This is a genomic window from Anaeromyxobacter sp. SG66 (assembly GCF_022690805.1).
In the GTDB taxonomy this organism is placed as follows: Bacteria; Myxococcota; Myxococcia; order Myxococcales; family Anaeromyxobacteraceae; genus Anaeromyxobacter; species Anaeromyxobacter soli.
This window is the reverse complement of the sequence record NZ_JALCZC010000029.1, coordinates 1-21,435: the sequence shown is the minus strand read 5'-3', so window position 1 is coordinate 21,435 and position 21,435 is coordinate 1. Positions and strand designations below refer to the sequence as shown.

23 protein-coding genes and 1 tRNA gene are annotated in these 21,435 nt (G+C 72.9%); 15 read left to right on the top strand and 9 right to left on the bottom strand.

All coding sequences use genetic code 11. From position 1 onward, the window contains the following. Positions 1–33: 33 nt before the first annotated feature. Complete coding sequence (locus tag MNZ39_RS10570; RefSeq protein ID WP_242338169.1) at positions 34–276, top strand: hypothetical protein; 243 nt, start codon at positions 34–36, stop codon at positions 274–276. 10 nt (positions 277–286) lie between these two features. Here MNZ39_RS10570 and MNZ39_RS10565 read toward each other — a convergent pair whose 3' ends face one another. Continuing rightward, positions 287–532, bottom strand: coding sequence for a helix-turn-helix domain-containing protein (locus tag MNZ39_RS10565; RefSeq protein WP_242338167.1), 246 nt, complete (start codon positions 530–532; stop codon positions 287–289). A 239-nt stretch (positions 533–771) separates the two neighbouring features. On the opposite strand from MNZ39_RS10565, the gene MNZ39_RS10560 reads away from it, so the two are divergent. From MNZ39_RS10560 to MNZ39_RS10550, 3 genes are read left to right on the top strand one after another with little or no spacing between them, the layout of a single operon-like run. Continuing rightward, a complete protein-coding gene (locus MNZ39_RS10560; protein ID WP_242338165.1) occupies positions 772–2,058 on the top strand; it encodes a pitrilysin family protein in 1,287 nt (428 codons plus the stop codon). Beyond that, complete coding sequence (locus tag MNZ39_RS10555; protein ID WP_242338163.1) at positions 2,055–3,374, top strand: pitrilysin family protein; 1,320 nt, start codon at positions 2,055–2,057, stop codon at positions 3,372–3,374. Before MNZ39_RS10560 ends, MNZ39_RS10555 begins: the two co-directional genes overlap by 4 nt. Beyond that, positions 3,371–4,081, top strand: a complete 711-nt coding sequence (locus MNZ39_RS10550; protein WP_242338160.1) for an RluA family pseudouridine synthase — start codon at positions 3,371–3,373, stop codon at positions 4,079–4,081. Before MNZ39_RS10555 ends, MNZ39_RS10550 begins: the two co-directional genes overlap by 4 nt. A gap of 9 nt (positions 4,082–4,090) precedes the next feature. Here the strand turns inward: MNZ39_RS10550 and MNZ39_RS10545 are convergent, their stop codons facing one another. Next, entirely contained in the window at positions 4,091–4,501 is a 411-nt protein-coding gene (locus tag MNZ39_RS10545; RefSeq protein ID WP_242338158.1) for a hypothetical protein, read from the bottom strand. A 91-nt stretch (positions 4,502–4,592) separates the two neighbouring features. Here MNZ39_RS10545 and MNZ39_RS10540 point away from each other — a divergent pair, with 91 nt between their 5' ends. From MNZ39_RS10540 to MNZ39_RS24690, 3 genes are read left to right on the top strand one after another with little or no spacing between them, the layout of a single operon-like run. Next, a complete protein-coding gene (locus tag MNZ39_RS10540; RefSeq protein ID WP_242338156.1) occupies positions 4,593–5,345 on the top strand; it encodes an ABC transporter permease in 753 nt (250 codons plus the stop codon). 3 nt (positions 5,346–5,348) lie between these two features. Further along, entirely contained in the window at positions 5,349–6,116 is a 768-nt protein-coding gene (locus MNZ39_RS10535) for an ABC transporter ATP-binding protein (protein WP_242338154.1), read from the top strand. After that, positions 6,113–7,843, top strand: a complete 1,731-nt coding sequence (locus MNZ39_RS24690; protein WP_277956983.1) for an MlaD family protein — start codon at positions 6,113–6,115, stop codon at positions 7,841–7,843. The genes MNZ39_RS10535 and MNZ39_RS24690 overlap by 4 nt, the downstream gene beginning before the upstream one ends. A gap of 104 nt (positions 7,844–7,947) precedes the next feature. Here the strand turns inward: MNZ39_RS24690 and MNZ39_RS10525 are convergent, their stop codons facing one another. Both MNZ39_RS10525 and MNZ39_RS10520 read right to left on the bottom strand, forming a co-directional pair. After that, positions 7,948–8,928, bottom strand: coding sequence for a hypothetical protein (locus MNZ39_RS10525; protein ID WP_242338153.1), 981 nt, complete (start codon positions 8,926–8,928; stop codon positions 7,948–7,950). A 5-nt stretch (positions 8,929–8,933) separates the two neighbouring features. Further along, positions 8,934–11,516, bottom strand: a complete 2,583-nt coding sequence (locus MNZ39_RS10520) for a TonB-dependent receptor domain-containing protein (protein ID WP_242338150.1) — start codon at positions 11,514–11,516, stop codon at positions 8,934–8,936. A gap of 56 nt (positions 11,517–11,572) precedes the next feature. Between MNZ39_RS10520 and MNZ39_RS10515 the strand changes: the two genes are divergently transcribed. From MNZ39_RS10515 to MNZ39_RS10500, 4 genes are all read left to right on the top strand, one after another. After that, entirely contained in the window at positions 11,573–12,088 is a 516-nt protein-coding gene (locus MNZ39_RS10515; protein WP_242338148.1) for a TlpA disulfide reductase family protein, read from the top strand. A gap of 96 nt (positions 12,089–12,184) precedes the next feature. After that, complete coding sequence (locus MNZ39_RS10510) at positions 12,185–12,385, top strand: DNA gyrase inhibitor YacG (RefSeq protein WP_374109403.1); 201 nt, start codon at positions 12,185–12,187, stop codon at positions 12,383–12,385. Next, positions 12,382–13,323: a D-glycerate dehydrogenase gene (locus MNZ39_RS10505; protein WP_242338146.1), complete on the top strand. Its 942-nt coding sequence runs from the start codon at positions 12,382–12,384 to the stop codon at positions 13,321–13,323. Before MNZ39_RS10510 ends, MNZ39_RS10505 begins: the two co-directional genes overlap by 4 nt. Positions 13,324–13,468: 145 nt before the next feature. Beyond that, positions 13,469–14,536: a lysylphosphatidylglycerol synthase transmembrane domain-containing protein gene (locus MNZ39_RS10500; RefSeq protein ID WP_242338145.1), complete on the top strand. Its 1,068-nt coding sequence runs from the start codon at positions 13,469–13,471 to the stop codon at positions 14,534–14,536. Here MNZ39_RS10500 and MNZ39_RS10495 read toward each other — a convergent pair. The 3 genes from MNZ39_RS10495 to MNZ39_RS10485 form a co-directional block, all read right to left on the bottom strand. Beyond that, positions 14,533–14,694 (bottom strand): hypothetical protein, encoded by a 162-nt coding sequence (locus MNZ39_RS10495; protein ID WP_242338143.1) that lies wholly within the window; start codon positions 14,692–14,694, stop codon positions 14,533–14,535. The two genes, MNZ39_RS10500 and MNZ39_RS10495, sit on opposite strands and share 4 nt — an antisense overlap. Further along, positions 14,694–14,870, bottom strand: a complete 177-nt coding sequence (locus MNZ39_RS10490) for a hypothetical protein (RefSeq protein ID WP_242338141.1) — start codon at positions 14,868–14,870, stop codon at positions 14,694–14,696. The genes MNZ39_RS10495 and MNZ39_RS10490 overlap by 1 nt, the downstream gene beginning before the upstream one ends. Positions 14,871–15,061: 191 nt before the next feature. Next, on the bottom strand, positions 15,062–15,277 hold the full coding sequence (locus tag MNZ39_RS10485; RefSeq protein WP_242338139.1) for a hypothetical protein: 216 nt from the start codon (positions 15,275–15,277) through the stop codon (positions 15,062–15,064). Between the two features lie 160 nt (positions 15,278–15,437). Here MNZ39_RS10485 and MNZ39_RS10480 point away from each other — a divergent pair, with 160 nt between their 5' ends. Then, entirely contained in the window at positions 15,438–16,397 is a 960-nt protein-coding gene (locus MNZ39_RS10480; protein ID WP_242338137.1) for a hypothetical protein, read from the top strand. Between the two features lie 151 nt (positions 16,398–16,548). On the opposite strand, the gene MNZ39_RS10475 is transcribed toward MNZ39_RS10480, so the two are convergent. After that, positions 16,549–16,622: transfer RNA gene (locus MNZ39_RS10475), tRNA-Met, on the bottom strand. A gap of 120 nt (positions 16,623–16,742) precedes the next feature. Here MNZ39_RS10475 and MNZ39_RS10470 point away from each other — a divergent pair. The 3 genes from MNZ39_RS10470 (at position 16,743) to MNZ39_RS10460 (ending at position 20,091) form a co-directional block, all read left to right on the top strand. Further along, positions 16,743–17,609 carry a hypothetical protein gene (locus MNZ39_RS10470; protein ID WP_242338135.1) on the top strand — a complete coding sequence of 289 codons (867 nt, stop codon included), beginning with the start codon at positions 16,743–16,745 and terminating at the stop codon, positions 17,607–17,609. Positions 17,610–17,761: 152 nt separating this feature from the next. Next, positions 17,762–19,528 carry a methylmalonyl-CoA mutase gene (locus tag MNZ39_RS10465; RefSeq protein ID WP_242338133.1) on the top strand — a complete coding sequence of 589 codons (1,767 nt, stop codon included), beginning with the start codon at positions 17,762–17,764 and terminating at the stop codon, positions 19,526–19,528. A gap of 140 nt (positions 19,529–19,668) precedes the next feature. Beyond that, on the top strand, positions 19,669–20,091 hold the full coding sequence (locus tag MNZ39_RS10460; RefSeq protein WP_242338131.1) for a cobalamin B12-binding domain-containing protein: 423 nt from the start codon (positions 19,669–19,671) through the stop codon (positions 20,089–20,091). Positions 20,092–20,225: 134 nt separating this feature from the next. Here MNZ39_RS10460 and moaA read toward each other — a convergent pair whose 3' ends face one another. Continuing rightward, complete coding sequence (gene moaA / locus MNZ39_RS10455; RefSeq protein ID WP_255821247.1) at positions 20,226–21,269, bottom strand: GTP 3',8-cyclase MoaA; 1,044 nt, start codon at positions 21,267–21,269, stop codon at positions 20,226–20,228. Positions 21,270–21,435 lie beyond the last annotated feature (166 nt).

The following is a 21,435-nucleotide window of genomic DNA, read 5'->3' as shown; positions in this document are numbered from 1 at the left end:
GGCAGGCCCGCCGGGAAAGTTGACCGGGGTGGCGTGCGTGGCACGCTCGCGCGCACCGTGCCGAGGCGCCTCACCCTCACCGAGCTCGCCGCCCGCATCGAGCAGCTCGAGGATCGCATCGCCCGGCTCGAGGCCGGACGCGCTCCCCCGGGCGATGGGCGCGCCGCGCGCGTGAAGCGCACCCGCGAGGTGAAGCGCTGCCCGGGCTGCGGCCTCCCGCTGCGGCGGCGCGCCGGGCGCTGCGCGAGCTGCGGGCGGCCGCTCGACTCGCTCTAGCCGCTCGAGGCTACTCGTCCGCGACCATCCGTGACGCCGGAACGCCGAGCGCCCGCGCGATGGCGACCACGGTGGTGTAGGGCGGGTTGCGGCCGCCGCGCTCGATGAGGCTCACGTACGCGACCGACAGGTCGAGCGCCTCGGCGAGCGCCTCCTGCGTGAGGCCGCGGCTGCGGCGCTCCTCTCGTACGCGCTCTCCGAGCCGCCGCAGCTCTTCGCGGCGGGGGTCACGCTGTGGCTTGTTCTTGCTGGCCATGCTCCGCGCGCTCTCCTGGGTGGAGGGAATACTAACGACTCGGCCTAGCGAAAAGGACCGACTCCTTTAGGGCGAGATGGCCCTCGCGATCCACGGACCATGCGTCCAGCCTCCACACGAGGGGGGTGCGGCGCCTTCCCGGCGGGGGCTCCACTCACAGCAACATCCGAGAATCGCCCCGCTTCCCCGGCCGCGCGCATGGACGCTGAGTCGCCCCGCGGCTATGTTCGCGCGCGCACATGGCGACCCCTCCCGCGCACACGGGCGTCCTCGACCTCGATCAGGTGAGGGCGCACACGCTCCCGAACGGCCTCCGCGTCCGGCTCCTGCAGGACCGGAGCGCGCCGACGCTCAGCTATTACACGTTCTTCCAGGTCGGCTCGCGCAACGAGCGGCTCGGCACGACCGGCATCAGCCACCTCTTCGAGCACATGATGTTCAACGGGGCGGCCAAGTACGGGCCGAAGGAGTTCGACCGCGTCCTCGAGTCGCGCGGCGGTCACTCGAACGCCTACACCTCGAACGACGTCACCGCGTACTACGAGGACTTCGCGCCCGACGCGCTCGAGACCGTCATCGACCTCGAGGCGGACCGGATGCGCTCGCTCCGGCTCACGACCGACTCGCTGGAGCAGGAGCGCGAGGTCGTGAAGGAGGAGCGCCGGCTGCGCACGGAGAACTCGATCTTCGGGCTCATGGAGGAGCAGCTCGAGTCGCTCGTCTTCCTCGCGCACCCGTACCGCTGGCCGGTGATCGGCTGGATGGACGACATCGAGCGGATCACCCGCGACGACTGCGAGGCGTTCTTCCGGACCTACTACGCCCCGAACAACGCGGCGGTGTACGTCGTCGGCGACATGGACCCCGACGCGACGCTCGCGCTGCTCGAGCGCCACTACGCGGACATCCCCGCCGGCCCGCGGCCCGCCCCGGTCCCGCAGGGCGAGCCGCCCCAGCGCGGCGAGCGCCGAGCCGTCGTGCGCTATCCGGCGCAGGCGCCCGCGCTCCTCGCCGGCTGGCGCGGGCCCGCGGCCCGCAGCCCGGACTCGGCCGCGCTCGACGTCCTGCAGGTGTGCCTCGCCGTGGGCGAGTCCTCGCGGCTCCGCCGCCGCCTCGTGCAGGACGAGGAGGTCGCGGTGTCGGTGTCGATCGGCTGGGGCTGGCGCATCGACCCGGGGGTGTTCCTCGCCTTCGCGGAGCTCACGCCCAAGGTGAAGAGCGCCCGGGCGGAGGCGATGCTCTGGGAGGAGCTCGATCGCGCCGCGTCGAAGGGGGTCTCGAGCGCGGAGGTGCGCCGGGCGCAGGCGCTGCTCCGCAGCTCGGTCCTTCACGAGCTCGCGACGCACCACGGGGTCGCGCACGCGCTCGGGCAGGCCGAGGCGCTCCTCGGCGACTGGCGCGAGGCGGGACGCGCGCTCGAGCACTACGCGGCGGTCGGCCCGCGCGACGTCAAGCGGGTGGCCGCCGAGTACCTGGATCCCTCCCGGCGGAGCGTCGTCGCGCTCGATCCCGAGGTGCAGCGGTGAGCGCCCCCATCGCCCTGCCGCCCATCCACCGCGAGACCCTGCCGAGCGGGCTCTCCGTCGTCGTCGCCCAGCGGCCGGGGGTGCCCCTCGCGGCGGTGCGGCTCGTGCTCCGCGGCGGCTCGTCGCTCGACCCCGCGCGTCGCAGCGGCCTCGCCCACCTCGTCGCCCTGGCCGCTCGGCGCGGGACGCGGCGCCGCACCGGTCCCGAGATCGACCTCGCCGTCGAGTCGCTCGGCGCGGAGCTCGGCGCGGGCGTGGACGAGGACGCGACCTACTTCGGCCTCTCGGCGCCGGTCGAGGAGCTCCCGCGCTGCATGGACATCCTCGCCGACGTGGCGACCCACCCCGTGTTCCCGCCTGCCGAGGTGAAGCGGCTGAAGCGGCGCGAGGTCGCGGCGCTCGCCCATGACCTCGACGAGCCGTCGGTGGTCGCCGATCGCGCGATGCTCTCCGCCGCCTTCGGCGATCACCCCTACGGCCACTCGCCCGAGGGGCGCGTCCGCGATCTCACCCAGGCCACCCGGGCCGACGTGGCTGGCTTCCACGCGCGCCACTACAGGCCCTCCGAGGCGATCCTCGTGGTCGTCGGCAAGGTTGAGCTCGCGGAGGTGCTCGCGCTCGTGCGGCGGCGCTTCGGCGCCTGGCGCGGGCCCGAGGGCGCGGAGCCGCCGGTGCGCGCGCCGGCGCCGCCGGAGACGCGGGTGCTGGTGGTGGACAAGCCGGACGTCACGCAGTCGCAGGTGCGCATCGCCTCCGCGGGGTTCCCGCGCAAGAGCCCGGACTACGTCCCCGGGATCGTGGCGAGCGCCCTGCTCGGCGGGGGCTTCACCTCGCGTCTCATGGAGGCGATCCGCGTGAACCGCGGCCTCTCCTACGGGGTGCGCAGCCGGTTCGCGACGAGCGCGTCGGGCGGAGTCTTCTTCATCTCCACCTTCACGAAGGTCGAGACCACCGGCGAGATCGTGCAGGTGGCGCTCGACGAGACGGCGCGCTTCAGCGAGGAGGGGCCGGCGGCCGAGGAGCTGGAGCGCACGAAGAGCTACCTCTGCGGCCTCTTTCCGCTCTCCCTCGAGACGCACGACCAGCTCGCGGAGAAGCTCGCGGATCTCGCGCTCTTCGATCTCCCGGACGACGACATCCGGCTGTTCCGGGATCGCGTCCGCGCGATCGGGGCGGACGAGTGCCGCCTCGCGGCCCGCCGCTACTTCCCGCTCGAGCGGCGGGTGGTGGTGGCCGTCGGCCCGGCGAAGGCGATCGCCCCGGCGCTGGAGCGGTTCGGGCCGGTGTCGGTCGTCCCCGCGAGGAAGATGGTGTGAGCGGTGAAGGAGGAGGGATCCGCGTCCTCCACTCGGACGCGGCGCTGCTCGCGGTGGACAAGCCGGCCGGGCGCATCGTCATCCCCGGCCGCGGCGGCGACGAGCGCAGCCTGCGCGAGGAGCTGGAGGCCGAGCACGGGAGGCTCTGGGTCGTGCACCGGCTCGATCGCGGCACGACCGGCGTGCTCGTCTTCCCGCGCACCGCCGAGGCGCACCGCGCCCTGAACCTCGCGTTCGACCGGGGCGAGCCGCGCAAGCGCTACGTCGCGCTCGTGCGCGGTACGCCGCCCGAGGAGGCGCGCCTCGACGCGGCCATCGCGCCGGCGCGCCGGGGACGGATGCGCCCCGCCCGGCCGGGCGACGCCCGCGGCAAGGCCGCGCTGACGGTGGTCCGGCTGCTCGAGGCCTTCCCGCCGAGGCCCTGGGCGGGCGGCGCGCTCGCGCTCGCGGAGGCGCTGCCGGAGACCGGGCGCACGCACCAGATCCGGGTTCACCTCATGCACGCCGGCTTCCCGCTCGCGGTGGACCCGGACTACGGCGACGAGGGCCCGCTCCTCGGGCCGGACGCGCGGCTGCTCCTCGCGCGGACCCCGCTCCACGCGGCGCGGCTCGAGCTCCGCCACCCCGCGACCGGCGCCCCGCTCGTGCTCGAGGCGCCGCTGCCCGACGACATGGCCGGGGCGATCGCGGCGCTGCGGGCGGGGTGAGGCCGCGGGCTATGCCCGCCCGTGGACGAGCAGCTTCACGTCCGAGCGGAACGTGACCTCGATCTTGCCGGCGTCGCGGATGGCCGAGACGAAGCCGCGGCCGAACGTGGGGTGGTCCACCACGTCGTTCACGAGGTAGGTGCGCTTCGGCGAGTAGGGCTGCGCGGTGGAGAGGTCCTTGCCGGCGAGGAGGTCCTCGAAGGCGACGACCGCCGCCTTCTCTCGCGCCGGGCGCTCCGCCCGCGCGCCCGCGGGGCGAGGGGCCGGGCGGCCGGGGGGATCGCGGTAGCGGTGCACGCCGTGGCAGGTGTTGCACTCGACCTTCACCGGCCTGCCCGACACCACCGCGTGCACGGTGTGCGCGAGCATGAGCTGGCACTTCGTGCAGAACGCATCGACCTCGCCGCCGACCTTGACCATGGGGCGCGCGAGTATAGCGATGGGCCGCCGGCCCGCAACCCGCCTCCGGGAAAGCGGCGCAGCGCTCGCCGCCATGCGATAGTGCGCGCCGATGGAACGCCTGAAGGCCGCCCTCGAGGACTTCGGCCGGATGCTCCTCTTCGCGGTCGAGATGGTCGCGTGGATCTTCCGGCCGCCGTTCCGGCCCGAGCTCGTGCTCGCCCAGATGGCGTTCATCGGGGTGGGCTCCGCCTTCATCGTCGGCGTCACCGGCACCTTCTCCGGGATGGTGTTCGCGCTGCAGATGAACTTCGCGATGAAGCAGTTCGCCGCCGAGGGCTACGTCGGGGGCTCGGTCGCCTTCTCCCTCGCCCGCGAGCTCTCGCCCGTGTTCACCGCGCTCATGGTCACCGGCCGCGCGGGCAGCGCCATCGCGACCGAGCTCGGCACCATGCGCGTCACCGAGCAGCTCGACGCCATGGAGTCGATGGCGGTGAACCCGATCCAGTACCTGGTCGTGCCGCGGGTGATCGCGTCCCTGCTCATGTTCCCGGTGCTCACCATGCTCTTCAACGCGCTCGGCTACGCCGGCGGGTTCGTGATGGGCGTGTACGTCGCGCGGATCCCCATCGGTCCGTACCTCGCCCACACCCAGGAGTTCATGAACGTGAGCGACATCCTCCACGGCCTGCTCAAGGCGGTGGTGTTCGGGCTCATCGTCTCGGTCATCACCACCTGGCGCGGCTACGCCGCGACCGGCGGCGCGAAGGGAGTGGGGGAGGGGACGACCCGCGGCGTCGTCGCGAGCTCCATCTTCATCCTGCTCGCCGACTACGCGATCACCTTCGTCTCGGTGGGGACCTGAGCCGTGATCGAGGTCCGCGATCTCTGGAAGTCGTTCGGCGACAACCACGTCCTGAAGGGGATCACGCTCACCATCCCCGAGGGGCAGACGTACGTGGTCCTCGGCGGCTCCGGGTCCGGCAAGACCGTGCTCATGAAACACGTCATCGGGCTGCTCAAGCCCGACCGCGGCTCGGTGCACGTCGGCGGGCGCGAGATCTCCGCCCTCCACGGGAAGGCGCTCACCGAGGCGCGCCAGCTCTTCGGGATGGTGTTCCAGGGCGCCGCGCTCTTCGACTCGATGACGGTGTACGAGAACGTGGCCTTCCCGCTCACGGAGAAGCGGCGCGGGGAGCGGGTCCACCCGGACGAGGTGCGCCGACGGGTGATCGAGAAGCTGCGCGTCGTCGATCTCGGCGAGGAGGTCCTCCCGCGCTGGCCGTCCGAGCTGTCCGGCGGCATGCGCAAGCGCGTGGCGCTCGCGCGCGCGCTCGTCTCCGACCCGCAGGTGGTGCTCTACGACGAGCCGACCACCGGCCTCGACCCCATCACCACCGACTACGTGGACGGCATGATCCTCAACGCGAAGCGGGCGCTCGGGATCACGAGCATGGTCATCTCCCATGACATCGCGAGCGCCTTCAAGGTGGCCGACCGCCTCGCGGTGCTCTACGATGGGCATCTCGCCGCCGAGGGGACCCCCGCAGAGGTGCGGGAGAGTAAGGACCCATACGTGCAGCGGTTCCTCTCGATGTGGTTCGAGAAGCAGGCCTCCGAGGACCGATCCGCTTGAAGCCGGGAGTCAACAGGGCGCTCGCCGTGGGCATCCTCGCCGCCGTCACCGGCGTCGCGTTCCTCGTCGCGCTCACCTTCTTCCGCAAGGGCGGCTTCTCCGACCGTGACAGCTACGTCGTGTACGCGTACTTCCGCGACGCGACCGGCCTCACCTGGAAGAGCCGCGTGCAGATCGCCGGCATCCAGATCGGCGAGGTGGACGGGATCCGGCTGGAGGGCGCCCGCGCGCGCCTCGAGATCCGGGTCAAGAACGACATCGAGCTGCACGCCGACGCGTGCCTCACGAAGACCTACCCCTCGGCCCTGCTCCCCGACGCCATCCTCGAGGCGACGCCGGGCACCGAGGCGACGCCGCTCCTCCGGGACCTCCCCGAGGAGAAGCGCGAGATCGCGTGCGCGCGGGCGGCGGCCACGACCCAGGAGCTCATGGACGCCATGGCGAAGATCGCCATCGACGTCCAGGCCATCACCGGCGACCTCGCGAAGACGGTCAACGGCAACCAGGGGAGCCTGCGCGAGATCATCGAGAACCTCGCCCGCATCACCCGCGAGGTGGACCAGGTCGTCGCCGAGAACGGTCAGACGCTCGCGCAGATCCTCCAGAACACGCGCGACTTCACGGGCGACATCTCCGAGATCGCCGGCCGCGACAAGGACCGGATCCACAACATCGCGCGCAACGTCGAGGATCTCACCGCGCGCCTCAACACGGTCCTCGCGAGCGTCCAGGACATCATCGACCCGCAGGGCGCCGGCCGCGGCGTGCCGGGAGCCCGGGGTGAGCCGGGCGCGCCGGGCACGCCGGGCACGCCGGGGGTCGCTGGAGCGCCGGGGGCGGCGGGCGCTCCGGGCGCTCCGGGCGGGACGCTGCTCACCCCCGAGCAGCGCGCGGTCGCGCAGGCGGAGATCGGCGGCGTGCGCCAGGCCGTGGACCGCCTGAACGGGAGCCTCGGCAAGCTCGACTCGATGCTCGACAAGGTCAACGAGGGGAAGAGCCCGGCGGGCAAGCTCCTCGTGGACGAGCGCCTGGGCCGCAAGATGGGCGAAGCGGTCGAGGGGGTCAGCGACTACGTCGACCGGCTCGTGAAGCTGCAGGTGCAGCTCCAGCTCCGCTCGGAGTGGCTGCTCAACCAGACCGTCTCCGAGGGGCGCCCGGGCTCCAAGATCTACTTCGGCGCGCGGCTCATGCCGCGGCCCGACAAGTACTACCTCATCGAGCTGGTCTCCGACCCACGCGGCGTGAACACCGTGACGACCGAGACGATCACCACCCGGCCGCCGGGCTCGAACGTCGAGAGCACGACGCTCGTCACGCGCACGCTGAACGAGGAGAAGCTCTCGGTGTCGCTGGAGCTCGCGAAGCGCTACGGGCCCGTCACCTTCCGCGCCGGCATCATCGAGGGCTCCGGCGGCGTCGGCTCGGACCTGCACCTCCTCCAGGACGCGCTGCAGCTGTCGGTGAACATGTACCAGTTCTCCCGACCCGGCCGCTCCGTGTACCCGCGCGCCAAGATCTGGGCGAACTACCACTTCTTCCAGCACTTCTACGTCACGAGCGGCGTCGACGACTTCCTGAACCAGTGGGAGACCGGCAAGTACCCCGGCGGCCGGAGCTTCAACGTCGGCACCGACGTCTTCTTCGGCGGCGGGCTCTACTTCACGGACGACGACATCAAGACGCTCCTCGGCGCCGGGCTCGGCAGCGCGGCGAGCGCGGCGCCCTAAACGACCGCCGCGAGCGGCTTCGCCGCTTCCGCGGCGTCGCCCCGGCGGGCTCGCGTCGCTCGCCTGTTCGCGAATCATGGCGGCCGTTTAGGCGCCGCTTCCCCTCAGCGGCCCGGCACCTGGCGCTCGAGCCACGCCTCGCCGCCGCGGCCGTCGCGCAGGACGACCCACATCGTGAACGGCCCCGCGGGCGCCTCGAACTCCACCGCGTCGCCCGTGGCGTTCCCCACCCCCGTGAACTCCGGGAACCGGCCCGCGGTCACGTACCACTGCCAGTCGAGCGACTCGAAGAACCCCATGCGCGTCCCGTCGGGCGCGCACTGATAGTAAGGCGGGTCCGCCGCGCCCGGGTCCGCCCGGGCGCAGAGCACGCCCCGCCCCTCCGGGAAGGACGCGGCGCAGAGGCCGTCCCCCCCGCACGCCGCCCCGCCGCACGCGGAGGCGTCCTGGCACGGCACCAGGACCGGCACGCCCTCGCCGCACGGCACGTCCTCGGTCGGTACCCGGCGGACCGTCAGCGGCACCGGGTTCGAGTTCGTGACGTAGGCGCCGGCGAGGTCGGTCCCCGCGATCTCGCTCCCGGGCGTGAGCCGGACGCGCTTCACCGCCACCTCGCGCTCCGCGCCCGCGTCCGCGACGACCAGCACCGGGAGCTCGAGGTAGAGCCGGCAGGCGAGCGCGGGCTCCGCCTCGGCGCGCGCGATGAGCCGGTCGAACGCGCCGGCGACCTCCGGCACCTGCACCTCGATCGCGCTGCCCTCGCCGAGCGCGATCACTCCCGGCGCGGCGAGGAGCCGATCCACGTCGCGCAGCGCCTCCGGGTCGAGGCAGGGCGGGAGCGCCTCCGTGCCGTCGGGGATGCAGGTCGCCCAGCGGATGCGCAGCGGCGCGCGGCCGAGCGGGTTCGCGACGAGCGCGGTGAGCCGCACGGTGTCGCCCAGCCGGGCGTCGGCCGCGAGGCTCCCCGCCACCTGCGAGCGGACCGCGAGGATGCGCAGGTCGGCGACGAGGTACTGCGGCGGGAAGCCGGTGTTGCAGGCGGAGAGGGCGAGCGCGGCGGCCGCGGCGAGCCTTGAGAAGGGCATCGGGGTCACCATTCGGCGCGCAGCCCGAGGGCAGGCAGGACGGGGACGGAGGGGATCGCCACCGTCTCCGAGCAGTCGTAGCTCGGGAAGCGGAACTCGGCGTTCTCGCGGTTCGTGACGTTCTGCACGTCGACGTACACGGACATCATCCAGGAGCGGAACACGAAGCGCTTGTCGAGTCGAGCGTCCGCCTGGAAGAACCCCGGCAGGCGTCGGGAGTACCGGCTCGGGCCGGGGATGCACTGGTAGCGCCCCGAGTCGGCGTCGTACACGCTGCCCTCGAACGGCGTGTAGGGATTGCCGCTCACGCCGCGCACGCGCGTGCCGAGGATCCAGTCGCCGCGCAGCCGGTAGGAGAGCACGAGCGCGAGGATGTGGCGCTGGTCGAGCGGGAAGGGGTGCCACTCCGGGTACGACGGCATGGTCGGGTCGTCGCGGCGATCCGAGCGCGACCACGTGTACGAGAGCCAGCCGAACAGGCCCCGCGCGAGCTCGCGGCGGAGCAGCACCTCGATCCCGAGCGCCCGGCCTCGGCCGCCGTTCGAGAGCTGCTCGAGGTTGCCGGCGGCGTCGGTGGCCCGCGTAGGCACGACGAGATCCCGGAGCCGCTTGTAGAAGCCGGTGAGCTCGAGGCGCGCCGACCACGGCAGCGCCTGGCGGGCGCCCAGCGAGAGGTGGAGCCCGTGCTGCGCGCCGAGGTTCGGGTTGCCGAAGGTCTCGGTCAGATCCTGCACCTGGGGCGCGGAGCCGAACAGCCCGGCCGCCGCGGTGAGCGTCGTGCCCTCGCGGAGGTCGTAGAACGCCGAGAGGCGCGGATCGAGCCACGTCTTGCGCCCGCGCAGCCGCGAGTCGCCGTCGAGCCGCACCCCCGCGACGAGCCGCAGCCGCGCCGTGGCGCGGAGGTCCGCCTCGACGTAGCCGGCCGGCGCGAGCCAGGAGCCGCGCGTGCTCTCGCCGACGGTCGCCTCGGGCCGCTCCTGGCCCTGCTGGTCGATCGAGCCGGGGGCGTTCATGGGCGGCGCGTAGATGGAGTAGTCGAACGACCGGAGGATGGCGTCGACGCCGGCCTCCAGGGTGAGCCGCTCCGAGACGCGCCAGGTGAGGGCGTCGCGCAGGGTGAGCGAGCGGAGCTCGGAGAGGACGCCGAAGTTCGAGGACTGCAGCACGTCGAAGCTGTCGCGCCCCAGCGCGACGACGAGATCGTTGCGCGCCGGCCCGATCGCCCGCCGCCAGCGCGCGCCGACCCGGTGGAAGACCGTGGAGAGGTAGAAGGTGGGCCGGCCGGACGACTCGCCGCGGTCGACGAACTCGAGCTTGTCGTCCGAGCCGTAGCCGAGGAGCGACAGGGTGCCGCCCAGGAGCGGGTGCGAGTACTTCGCCTGATAGTCCCAGTACCGCGGCGCGACGCGGAGCTCGCTCGCGGTGTCCGGGGCCACGCGCGGCAGGACGACGGCGAGGACGGCGTCCACCCAGCTGCGCCGGACGGCGAGGAACCCGGTCCCGCCCGCGACCGGCCCCTCGAGCTCCACGCGACCGTCGAACACGTCGAGCTGCGCCGAGCCGTGGAAGGCGTCGCGCCCCTCGCGCGTGCGCAGGTCGACGGTGCCGCCCAGCGCGCGGCCGTAGCGCGTCGCGAAGTTGCCGGGGAGGAACTCGAGGGACTCGATCACGTCGGAGGAGACGACCGAGGTGATGCCGCCGAAGTGGAAGAGCAGGGGGACCGGGATGCCGTCGAGGTAGACGTTCGTCTCGGTGGGCTCCGAGCCGCGCACCACGAGCAGCCCGATCCCGAACGGGCTGCGCGCCACGCCCGGCAGGTTCTGGAGGACCTTGAGCGTGTCGCCCTGCGTCCCGGCGATGGTCCGGATCTCCTCGACCTCGAGCGTGTGGACGCTCACCTCGCGCCGCGGCCGCTCGCCGCGCACCACCGCCTCGTAGGGATCGTAGCTCCGGCGCGAGAGCCGGTACTCCACCTCCAGGCGCTTCCCGGCCTCGATCGTCTCCGTGACGGTGAAGGTCTCGTGCTCCGGCGAGACGATGCGCACCGGGGCCGGGCCGGGCGCGACGCCGCGCACCGAGAAGCGGCCGTCCGCGTCCGTCTCGGTCGCGACGCCCCCCACGTCGATCGAGGCGCCCGCGACAGGGGTGCGGGTCCCGCGCTCGATGACGCGGCCGGCGAGCACCACGGGCGACTCGGCCGGCGGGGGCGGCGTCGCGCGCCGGAGGACGAAGTCGTAGCGGTAGGCGATCTCGACCGGCGCGGGCTTGCCGTCGATCTCGGCGGGCCGGAAGCGGAACTGCTGCACGGCGTGCAGCGCCGCGGGGGCGAAGCCCGGGTGCGGCCCGGGGTCGACCACCACCGCCTGGTGCACCTCGCCGTGCACGTCGATGACGATCGAGAGCTCCACCGAGCCCTCGATCCCGGCGGCCTCGGCGTCGGGCGGGTACTCGGCGGGGACGAACGCGATGAGCTCGGGCGCGCGCGTGAGCACGCCCGCCTCGGGGGCCTCCTCGGGGGCCGGCGCCGTCCGGGCCGCGGACGGGAAGGCCGCGAGGACCGCTCCGAGGAGTAGCGCGTGAATCCTCATCGAGGCGCGTGGATCTTACGGTCTGGCGCCGAGGGGCGCCTATACTTTCCAGGCCCATGCGGAACTGGCTGAAGCTCCTCATCGTCGCGGTCACCGCCGTCGTCGTCACGCAGCTCCTGCTGCGCGGAGCGGGGTCGTCCCGCGGCTCCGGCGAGCTCGCGCCGCCGCTGGTCCTGCCCGACCTGCAGGGGCGTCCGGTCGACGTCGCCGCGCTGCGCGGGAAGGTGGTCGCGGTGAACTTCTGGGCCACCTGGTGCGGACCCTGCCGGGAGGAGATCCCCCAGTTCGCAGAGGTCTGGCGCGCGCACCGCGGCCGCTGCTTCGAGATCCTGGGCGTCGCGGAGGAGTCCGCGCGCGAGGACGTCCTGCGCGCCGCGCCCCAGATCCCGTATCCGATCCTGGTGGACGAGCGCGCCCAGGCGCTCGAGCCGTGGAGCGTGCGGGGCTACCCGCGCACCTACGTCCTCGACGCGGAGGGGAAGGTGCGGCACGTCTTCGAGGGCGGGATGGCGGGCGCCGAGCTCGAGGAGGCGATCCGTCCGCTCCTGCCGGCGAGCTGTCCGGGCTCTTGAGTGCGCTGGCCCGGGCGACCGACGCCGCGAGGGCGGGCGGCCGGGCGGGCACGGATCGAGATGCACGGCGCCCGGCGCTCGCGGTAGATCTCGGGCGTGCCGCGCGCCTGCCCGATCTGTGGAAAGCCCGTCCTACCTCGCACCGAGAACCGCGCGTTCCCGTTCTGCTCGGCCCGCTGCCGGCTGCTGGATCTCGGCAAGTGGCTCGGCGAGGACTACCGCATCCCCGGGCCGCGTCCCGGCGACGGCGTCGAGGCGCCGGAGTCGCCGCAGGAGCCCGAGGGGGACGACGCGTGAAGCCGGTGCTCTACCTCGTCCGCGCCCTGCCGGGCGGGGAGCTCGCGCCGCTGCGCGAGCTCTTCGACATCCGCGGCGGCGCGCCTCGCCCGCCGCCCCGCGAGCGGCTCGTCGAGGAGGCACGCGACGCGGTGGTGCTCGTGCCGACCTACCTCGACCGCGTGGACGCCGCCCTCCTGGACGCGCTCCCGGCGCTCCGGCACGTCGCCTCCTACGGCGTGGGCGTCAACCACCTCGACCTCGAGGCCTGCCGCCGGCGCGGCGTGCTCGTCACGAACACGCCCGGGGTCGTGACCGACGCCACCGCCGACCAGGCCATGGCGCTGCTCCTCGCGGCCGCGCGCCGCGTCGTCGAGGCGGACCGGATCGTCCGGTCCGGCGGCTGGACCGAGGCCGACCCGAGCTGGATGCTCGGGACCGAGGTGACCGGCAAGACGGTCGGCGTCATCGGCTTCGGCCGCATCGGCCAGGCGTTCGCTCGCCGCGCGCGCGGGTTCGAGCTGCGCGTGCTCTACGCGAGCCCCCGCGAGGCCGGCGTCCCGTGGGCGGAGCGCGTCTCGCTCGACCGGCTGCTCGCGGAGAGCGACTTCGTCTCCCTCCACGTGCCGCTCACGCCGGACTCCCGCGAGCTCCTCTCGCGCGAGCGCATCGCGCGCCTCAAGCCCGGCGCCATCGTCGTGAACACCGCGCGTGGCGGCGTGCTCGACGACGCTGCGCTCGCCGAGGCGCTCGCCGCCGGCCGGGTGGGGGCGGCGGGGATCGACGTCTTCCCGGACGAGCCGCGCGTGCCCGAGGCGTACCTGCGCCTGCCGAACGTCGTGCTCACCCCCCACCTCGGCTCCGGAACGCGCGAGACGCGCGCGGCGATGGCACGGCGGGTCCTCGAGGACGTGGCCCGCGTCGCGCGCGGCGATCCGCCGCTGTACCCGGTGCCCTGATGGTCGCGGCCGGGAGGAGCGAGACTTCGGCCCCTGGCCGGGGTGCCGCCCGCGTGGTATCACCGCCCACCCGCGGCGCCGCCGGAGTGACCGGAGGGCAGCACGCGTCGCGCTCGCGGCGCAGCCGCGCCTGGGAGGAGCTCGCGTGAGACGCATCGTGCAGGCGCTCGTGGGGATCGCGATCTCCGGGGCGGCGCTCTGGCTCACGCTGCGCGGCAAGGACGTGGCCGCGATCGCGCAGGAGATCCGCGTCGCGGACTACCGTTACCTCGCGCCGTACGTGCTCATCCTCGTCGGCATCCACCTCGCCCGGACGGTGCGCTGGGGGCTCCTGCTCGAGCCGGTCGCGAAGCTGCCCTTCTCGAAGCTCAACGCCGTGTCGGCGGTCGGGTTCATGGCGCTCGTGGTGCTGCCGTTCCGGCTCGGCGAGTTCGCCCGCCCATACCTCGTCGCCGAGCGCCCGCGCCTCCGCGTCTCGTCCGCGCTCTCCTCGGTCGTGGTCGAGCGCGTGGTGGACGGGGTGTTCACCGGCCTCCTGCTCGTCGTGTCGCTCCTCGCCGTGCCGGACGGCACGCCCGGCGTGCGGCTCCTCAGGACGGCCGGCGTGGTCGTGTCGCTCGCGTTCCTCGCGCTGCTCGCGTTCCTCGTCGGCGCCTACCGGAACCGCGTGCTCGCGGTGCGCTTCTCCGAGGCGCTCCTCCGGCCGTTCTCGCCCCGCCTCGCGGCGCGCGCGTCCGGGATGCTCGACGCGTTCATCCACGGGCTGCGGCTCGTGCCGAGCCGGCGCAAGCTCGCGCTCTTCCTCCTGCTGACCGCCGGCTACTGGGGCCTGAACGCCTGGGGGATGGCGCTCCTCGCCCGCGGGTTCGGGTTCCAGCTCGGCGCCGTCGAGGCCTGCACGATCCTCGGCGTCCTCGTCGTCGGCGTCATGATTCCCGCCGGCCCCGGGATGATCGGCACGTTCCAGGGCGCGATCGTCCTCGGGCTCTCGCTCTTCGCGTCACGCGAGGCGGTGGCCACGCGCGGCGTCGCGTTCGCGAACGTGATCTGGGCGGTGCAGCTCGCGCAGCAGGTCGCGCTCGGGCTCTTCTTCCTCTTCTCGCGCCACATCCAGCTCGGGCGACTCTTCGCCGCGCCGGGCGCGATCGAGACGGGCCTCGAGGCCGAGGAGGCGGAGTACCGCGGCGAGCCCGGAGCGGCCTCGCGGGACTAGGCGATCGCGGCGGCGACCTGCTCGCGCGCGACCTTCACCCGCTCGAGCACCTCGGACAGCTCGCCGAGGAACGACGCGTCCACTGCGGCGTCGATCTCCTCCACGAGCTCGTCGATGAGGGAGGGCGACTCGTCGTCGAAGGGAAAGAGCTCCAGCATCACATCTCCTCCTCGAGCCAGCGGAGCAGGGCTTCCTTGATGCGGTCGGCCGGGCGCCGCGGAGGTCGTGGCGCCTGACGGGGTGGGTCCTCGGGGACCTTGAGCGGAAGCTCGCGCGGGGTGAACTCCTGCGTCCGCGTCGAGATCGAAGCCTGGGACGACTGCACCTTCCCCATCCGAAATCCTCCGATATCGCCCAGCCGTATCCGTGTACCACGGGGAAGGCCGCGAGCAAGAATCCAGGCTCGCAGCCCAGGCGTGGGTCGGACGACGGAGGTGGTTATCACACCCGTCTGACGTTGTCTGTCCGGACCGAGGTCACCGCGCGCGGGCGGCGCCGGCGCCTGCTGCGACCCCCGGCGCGCGCTCACGCGCAGCCTCGCCCGTCGGCTTCCTCGGCGGCGCGCCCTGGATCGCGCGCTTCGCCGTCACCGCCCCTGCCGACCACCGCGTGCCGTTCACCGTGGGTGCGCTGCTCACCCTGCGTGTCGGTCTCGAGCAGCGCGCGAGGTGTTCGACGGTAGGCGCGCTGCTCATTGATATCGCATCCACTTTGAGCAAAGCTGCCGAGCATGACGCGCACTCACCGTCGCGCACGTGCTCTGCTTACCGGCACCGCGCTGGTCACCTCCCTTCTCGCCCCGCGGAACGCAACCGCATGCTCATCGAGCGACCCCGGGTGCTGGGGTCGGCTGGCTCCCGCGGAAGGCGAGACGATCCCGGCGAACGCCCCTGCGCTCACCATGCGTGCCATCGGTGGCGGCGTGACGGTCCACCGCGCCGATGGGTCGCCGGTGCCGGCAGATCACGAGACCTCGCTCGACGGCTACTCCCTGGTGGTGCGACCGCACTCACCGTGGATTGCGGGCGAACGCTACACCGTGCGGCTCAGCTCGATGTGCTCGTCCGGACCGGGGCCGTGCCGGGAGTCCTCGTTCACGGCGACAGCCGCTGCGGCGGTTCCCGAGCGAATCGACGGCTTCTCGCTCGCCAACACCGGACACGGGAACGTGAAGGCAGGGGATCCCGGGCAGTGTGCGCAGGAAATCACGGCCGCGTGGGCCGCGTTTCGACTCGAGCCCGGAACCCTGTCGCCGTGGCTGCGCGTCACCGCCTGGGAGCTGTCGGTGGACGGGATGCGATGGGCAATCGAGGAGGCAGGAGCCGTAGGAGCCGATGGGCTCCTCGAGCCCGGCTCGAGCTACACCCCCGTGGAGCGCCGTCGAATTCTCCTCGTGCATGCGAGCTGCGGCGGGTTGACGAGTGCGGACCGCGGCCTGACGACCGGACGCCATTCCGCCGTGCTCTCCGCGCAGATTGCTGGCGGAGCGAAGATCGTCTCACCCATCGTGGACTTCGAGCTCGCCTGCAACGGGGGCATCGAAGATCCTCCGCCGGTAGTGGGCGCCGCGCGGCCGCTGCTCGATTCAGCGCCGCTGTGCGCAGAAAACGTATCCACCGGTGGAGACACGGGCGGCGCCACGCCCGGCACTGCGACGGATCCCGTCCGCTCCACAAGCGGCTGCTCCAGCGCCGGCGGCACGCCGGCCGTTTGGATGCTGCTCGCACTCGGAGTGATCGCGCTCGGTCGGGGCTCTCGACACGCACCGGCCTTCGTGAAGGCTCGCCGCCCGCCAGTCACGCCGCGGACCGGCGGCGACGATGAGCACGCGTCGAGTGTCGGCGATTCGGGGACTTGCTGAGGACGCGCGTCGACGCTCATTCAAATCGCGGCTGATCGACCGAGCCCGTGGCACGACGCGCAGGCCGCCGGTCCCGGCTTCCACGTTGGGGTCTGTCCCCGACTCACCCCGGGAAAAACAGAGGCCGCCTCGGAAGGCGGCCTTGGAGGAGTGGTGAGGGAGAGAATCGAACTCTCGACCTAGGGATTATGAGACCCTCGCTCTAGCCGACTGAGCTACCTCACCGAGAGGCTTTCGAGAACGCGGGTTTATAGGGCCTCGCGCGCGAGCGGTCAAGCGTGTACGGCGGGCGGGGAGAGGCTGCGGAACGGCGGCGAGGCCGCGCCACCTGTTACCATCCGGGGCATGCGCCCTCTCGCCATCCTGACGCTCCTCGCCGCCAGTGCCTGCGCCGCCCCGAGCTTCGTCGCGAACACCGGGCGCGTCGCGCCGAAGGGCGCGTTCCGCGCCGGCTTCGGCTCGGGCTACCAGGTGAACACCCAGGCCGCCGCGATCGTCCGGGACGGGCGGGACCTCGCCGAGAACCTGCGCTCCAAGGCGACGGCTTGCCCGGACGGCAGCGGCTCGTGCTGGAACGCCGCCGACGTGGAGCCGGTCGTGGACGCCGCGTTCCGGTTCGCGCTCGTGGCCCCGCTCTCGTCGCACACGGAGGTGTCCGCGCGCTACGGCTTCGCGCCCGGCTTCGACGGCGGGATTCACTGGGGCCCGGACTCGAAGGGCCTCGACCTCGGCTGGCAGGCGTTCGGCCCGCGCGACCCTGGGACCGACGGCTGGGCCGGGACGCTGCTCGCCGGCTGGGGAACGCGCGACCTCGGCACCTTCGGCGACGTCATCGAGAACGTCCTGCACGGCGACGCGGGGCTCACGGACTTCCAGCTCGCGTTCGTCGCCGGTCGCCAGTGGCGCGAGATCGCCCACACCTACGTCGGGGCGCGCTACACGCTCACGCGCTGGAAGGTCCAGGTCATCCCCGATCTCCCGATCGTCTACGACGGCGGCGCCGCGCAGGAGCGGCTGCTCGGGACGGACTCGACCGGCTTCGTGCACACGACGGGCGGCGTCTTCGGCGGCGCGCTCGGCTACAAGCACGTCTTCGTCGGCGCAGAGCTGAACCTCCTCTACACGGCGGGGAAGGCCGACGTGTTCTTCAAGGAGCGCGATCTCGGCGCGTTCGGCGTGATGCCGGCGGTCTACATCTACGGTCAGTACTGACGCGCCCCGCCAGCAGCCGGTTGCCTGCTGCGGCTCCCGTCCCCGGGCCTCGGCGGGGCACCGCGCCCCCTCGCGCCGGGCCGCCCCGCCGGATCCCCTGCGTCGCTTCCGGGCAGGGGATAGAAGTCCGGGGCACCGCGCACGGAGGGGACATGGCGAAGGCGGCGAAGGAGCTCGGCCGGAAGGCCGCCACGACCCGGAAGGACACGCCCGCCGCGCCCGAGCGCGCCGAGCACCCCACGTTCGCGCGGGAGGAGCTCCAGCGGATCCTCGCCGAGCGCGAGTCGTGGACGGAGGGCGAGCTCGCCGAGGCCCTCGGGAAGCTCGTCCACCGCAAGGCGCGCTTCGAGACCGACTCGGGGATCCCGATCCCCGACGTGCTCGATCCGGCGAGCGTGCGCGAGACGGACTACCTGCGCGACGTCGGCTACCCGGGCCGCTATCCGTTCACGCGCGGCACGCAGCCGACGATGTACCGCGGGCGGCTCTGGACGATGCGCCAGTTCGCCGGCTTCGGGAGCCCCGAGGACACGAACGGGCGCTTCAAGTACCTGCTCCAGCACGGCGTGACGGGGCTCTCGACCGCCTTCGACATGCCCGCGCTCATGGGCTACGACGCCGACCACCCGATGAGCCGGGGCGAGGTCGGCAAGGAGGGCGTGGCCGTCTCGACGCTGCGCGACCTCGAGCTCCTCTTCGACGGCATCCCGCTCGACGAGGTCACCACCTCGATGACCATCAACGCGACCGCGGTCATCGCGCTCGCGATGTACGTCGCCGTCGCCGAGAAGCAGGGCGTCCCGCGTGCGAAGCTCGGCGGCACGCTCCAGAACGACATGCTGAAGGAGTACATCGCGCAGAAGGAGTGGATGATCCCGCCCGCTCCCGCGGTGAAGGTGAACTGCGACGTCATCGAGTTCTGCGCCAAGGAGATGCCGCGCTGGAACCCGGTGTCGATCTCCGGCTACCACATCCGCGAGGCAGGGGCGACCGCGGTCCAGGAGCTCGCCTTCACGCTCGCGGACGGCATCGAGTACGTGCAGGAGTGCGTCGATCGCGGGCTCGAGGTGGACGCGTTCGCGCCGCGGCTCAGCTTCTTCTGGGACGTGCACAACGACTTCTTCGAGGAGGTCGCGAAGTTCCGGGCCGCGCGCCGGATCTGGGCGCGCACGCTGAAGGAGCGGTTCGGGGCCAGGAAGAAGGAGTCGCTGCTGCTCCGCACCCACGCCCAGACGGCCGGGGTCTCGCTCACCGCGCAGCAGCCCTACAACAACGTCGTCCGCACCACCCTCCAGGCCTTCGCGGCGGTGCTGGGCGGCACGCAGTCGCTCCACACGAACTCCCTCGACGAGACCTACGCGCTCCCCACCGAGGAGGCGGTCACCATCGCGCTCCGCACGCAGCAGATCATCGCGCACGAGTCGGGCGTGGACCGCGTGGTGGATCCGCTCGCCGGGAGCCACTACGTCGAGTGGCTCACCGACGAGATGGAGCGGCGCGCCCTCGAGCACATCCGGCGCATCGACGAGATGGGCGGGATGCTGCGCGCGGTGGAGGAGGGCTACCCGCAGCGCGAGATCGCCGAGAGCGCCTACCGTTACCAGCGCGACGTCGAGGCGGGCGAGCGGATCGTCGTCGGCGTGAACGCGTTCAGGACCGAGGCGGAGGAGCCGATCCGGATCCTCAAGATCGACGAGACCGTGGCGCGCCGGCAGGTGGAGCGGCTCCGCGAGGTGAGGGCCTCGCGCGACGCGGCCCGGGCCGCCGCCGCGCTCTCCGCCATCGAGCGCGCGGCCAGGGACGGCACGAACGTCGTGCCGTCCGTCATCGACGCGGTGAAGGCCTACGCGACGCTCGGCGAGATCTCGGACGTCTTCCGCGAGGTCCACGGCGTTTACCGGGAGGACGGGCGCTTCTAGCCGCCGGCCGGGCCGGCTGGGTCGCGCCGTCGAGTCGAGCGGTCTTCATCCCGGCGGGTCGCTCGGGTGGCGAAACGCCGCGGAGTTGCGGTACACCAGCGGAGCGCTGGAACTGTCGTCATTTCAACGGAGACGAAGGCATGAGCCCCGCGAAAGAGCGTCCCCTCCGCATCGTCGTCGCGAAGCCCGGCCTGGACGGTCACGACCGCGGCGCCAAGATCATCGCCCGCGCGCTGCGCGACGCCGGCTTCGAGGTCATCTACACCGGCCTGCATCAGACGCCGGAGATGATCGTCGCCGCCGCCATCCAGGAGGACGCGGACGCGATCGGCCTCTCCATCATGTCCGGCGCGCACATGACGCTCTTCCCCGCGGTGGTCGAGCTCCTCGGGGAGAAGGACGCGAAGGACGTCGTGGTCTTCGGAGGCGGGATCATCCCGCAGGACGACGTGCCCAAGCTGAAGGAGAAGGGCGTCGCCGAGGTGTTCCTGCCCGGCTCGCCGACGCAGGGCATCATCGACTGGATCCGGGCGAACATCCGCCCGCGCGTCGCGGCCGCCTAGCGGCGCACGATCCCTGCCTGCGCCGGGCGGACTCGTCGCTTCGCTGCTCGGCGTACCGGAAGCAGTACGCCTGCGCTGCTCCGCTCCTCTTGCGCCCGGCTCGGCGACGGGCTCGTGCGCCTCGCGGCTTTCGGCTAACCGCCCGAGCCGATCATCGGCAGGAGCCCCGCGCCGCCCTTCGGCATCTCGTGGCGCTCGCCCTTCGCAAGGAGCGCCGTCCGCACCGCCCGGGCGATCTCCTCGTCGGAGGCGCCGGAGCGGACGAGCTCGCGCAGGGGCACGCGGTCCCGGCCGCCCAGGCAGGCGCGCAGGGAGCCGTCCGCGCCGACCCGCACGCGGTTGCAGCCGTCGCAGAAGTTCTCGGTCATGGCGCCGATGAAGCCCACGAGGCCGTGCACCGGCGCGCCGCCGACGTCCGAGGTGCCGCGCATGTGGTAGGCGGGCCCCCAGCCGCGCGTCGCGTCCGGCTCGAGGCGGATGCCCTGCGCCTCGAGGAGGCGCTTCACCTCCGAGGTCGGCACGGGCTTCCCCGGCCCGAACGGCATGAGCTCGATGAAGCGGGCGGTCGCGCCGAAGCGCCAGGCGAAGCGCGCGAGGTTCCCGAGCTCGTCCTCGTTCTCGTCGCGGACCACGACCACGTTCAGCTTCACCGAGTCGAACCCGGCGCGGAACGCGGCCTCGATGCCGGAGACGATCCGCTCGAGCGTCGCGGCGCGGCCGGAGATTCGCTGGAGCTTCGCCGGATCGAGCGTGTCGAGCGAGACGTTGAGGCGGGACACGCCCGCGTCGCGCAGCAGGGTCGCGTGCGTCGCGAGGGCGTGGCCGTTGGTCGTGAGGGCGATCTCCTCGATGCCGGGCGTCGCCTTCACGTCGCGCACGATGTCGAGGAGCTCGCGGCGGAGCGTCGGCTCGCCGCCGGTGAGCCGCACGCGCCGGATGCCGAGCTTCGCGAACACCCCGACCACGCGCGCGAGCTCGGGCCGCGAGAGGGGGTCCTCCTGCCGGTCCGGCCCCATCGGCGCGCAGTAGGAGCAGCGGAAGTTGCAGCGGTCGGTGAGGGACAGCCGCAGGTACTGGATCTTGCGCCCCTGTCCGTCGACGAGGGGCCCGCTCACCGGCAACGCGTTGACGGGCTCGGACACGCGCCCCTTATACCCGATAAGCGCGGTCCAGATCATCCGGTGGTGACGGCGGCCAGCGGCGGGGCAGGGCGCAGTTCCGGTGATCCGTGGGAGGGCCCCGCGCGAAGCGCGGGAGGGGCGAAGCCCCTCCGGCGGGGAACGGTCGCGAACCCGCGAAGCGGGCGCGACCGTTCACGGGCCCCGCCGAGCAGGGGTGGGGCCC

Excerpts from the sequence above, each read along its gene's own strand:
- MNZ39_RS10490 (WP_242338141.1), bottom strand. The coding sequence starts at position 14,870 with ATGGGGAAGGTGCAGTCGTCCCAGGCTTCGATCTCGACGCGGACGCAG.
- MNZ39_RS10540 (WP_242338156.1), top strand. The coding sequence starts at position 4,593 with ATGGAACGCCTGAAGGCCGCCCTCGAGGACTTCGGCCGGATGCTCCTC.
- MNZ39_RS10520 (WP_242338150.1), bottom strand. The coding sequence starts at position 11,516 with ATGAGGATTCACGCGCTACTCCTCGGAGCGGTCCTCGCGGCCTTCCCG.
- MNZ39_RS10465 (WP_242338133.1), top strand. The coding sequence starts at position 17,762 with ATGGCGAAGGCGGCGAAGGAGCTCGGCCGGAAGGCCGCCACGACCCGG.
- MNZ39_RS10470 (WP_242338135.1), top strand. The coding sequence starts at position 16,743 with ATGCGCCCTCTCGCCATCCTGACGCTCCTCGCCGCCAGTGCCTGCGCC.
- MNZ39_RS10460 (WP_242338131.1), top strand. The coding sequence starts at position 19,669 with ATGAGCCCCGCGAAAGAGCGTCCCCTCCGCATCGTCGTCGCGAAGCCC.
- MNZ39_RS10495 (WP_242338143.1), bottom strand. The coding sequence starts at position 14,694 with ATGCTGGAGCTCTTTCCCTTCGACGACGAGTCGCCCTCCCTCATCGAC.
- MNZ39_RS10565 (WP_242338167.1), bottom strand. The coding sequence starts at position 532 with ATGGCCAGCAAGAACAAGCCACAGCGTGACCCCCGCCGCGAAGAGCTG.
- MNZ39_RS10515 (WP_242338148.1), top strand. The coding sequence starts at position 11,573 with ATGCGGAACTGGCTGAAGCTCCTCATCGTCGCGGTCACCGCCGTCGTC.
- MNZ39_RS10480 (WP_242338137.1), top strand. The coding sequence starts at position 15,438 with ATGCGTGCCATCGGTGGCGGCGTGACGGTCCACCGCGCCGATGGGTCG.
- MNZ39_RS10560 (WP_242338165.1), top strand. The coding sequence starts at position 772 with ATGGCGACCCCTCCCGCGCACACGGGCGTCCTCGACCTCGATCAGGTG.
- moaA (WP_255821247.1), bottom strand. The coding sequence starts at position 21,269 with ATGATCTGGACCGCGCTTATCGGGTATAAGGGGCGCGTGTCCGAGCCC.
- MNZ39_RS10525 (WP_242338153.1), bottom strand. The coding sequence starts at position 8,928 with ATGCCCTTCTCAAGGCTCGCCGCGGCCGCCGCGCTCGCCCTCTCCGCC.
- MNZ39_RS10545 (WP_242338158.1), bottom strand. The coding sequence starts at position 4,501 with ATGGTCAAGGTCGGCGGCGAGGTCGATGCGTTCTGCACGAAGTGCCAG.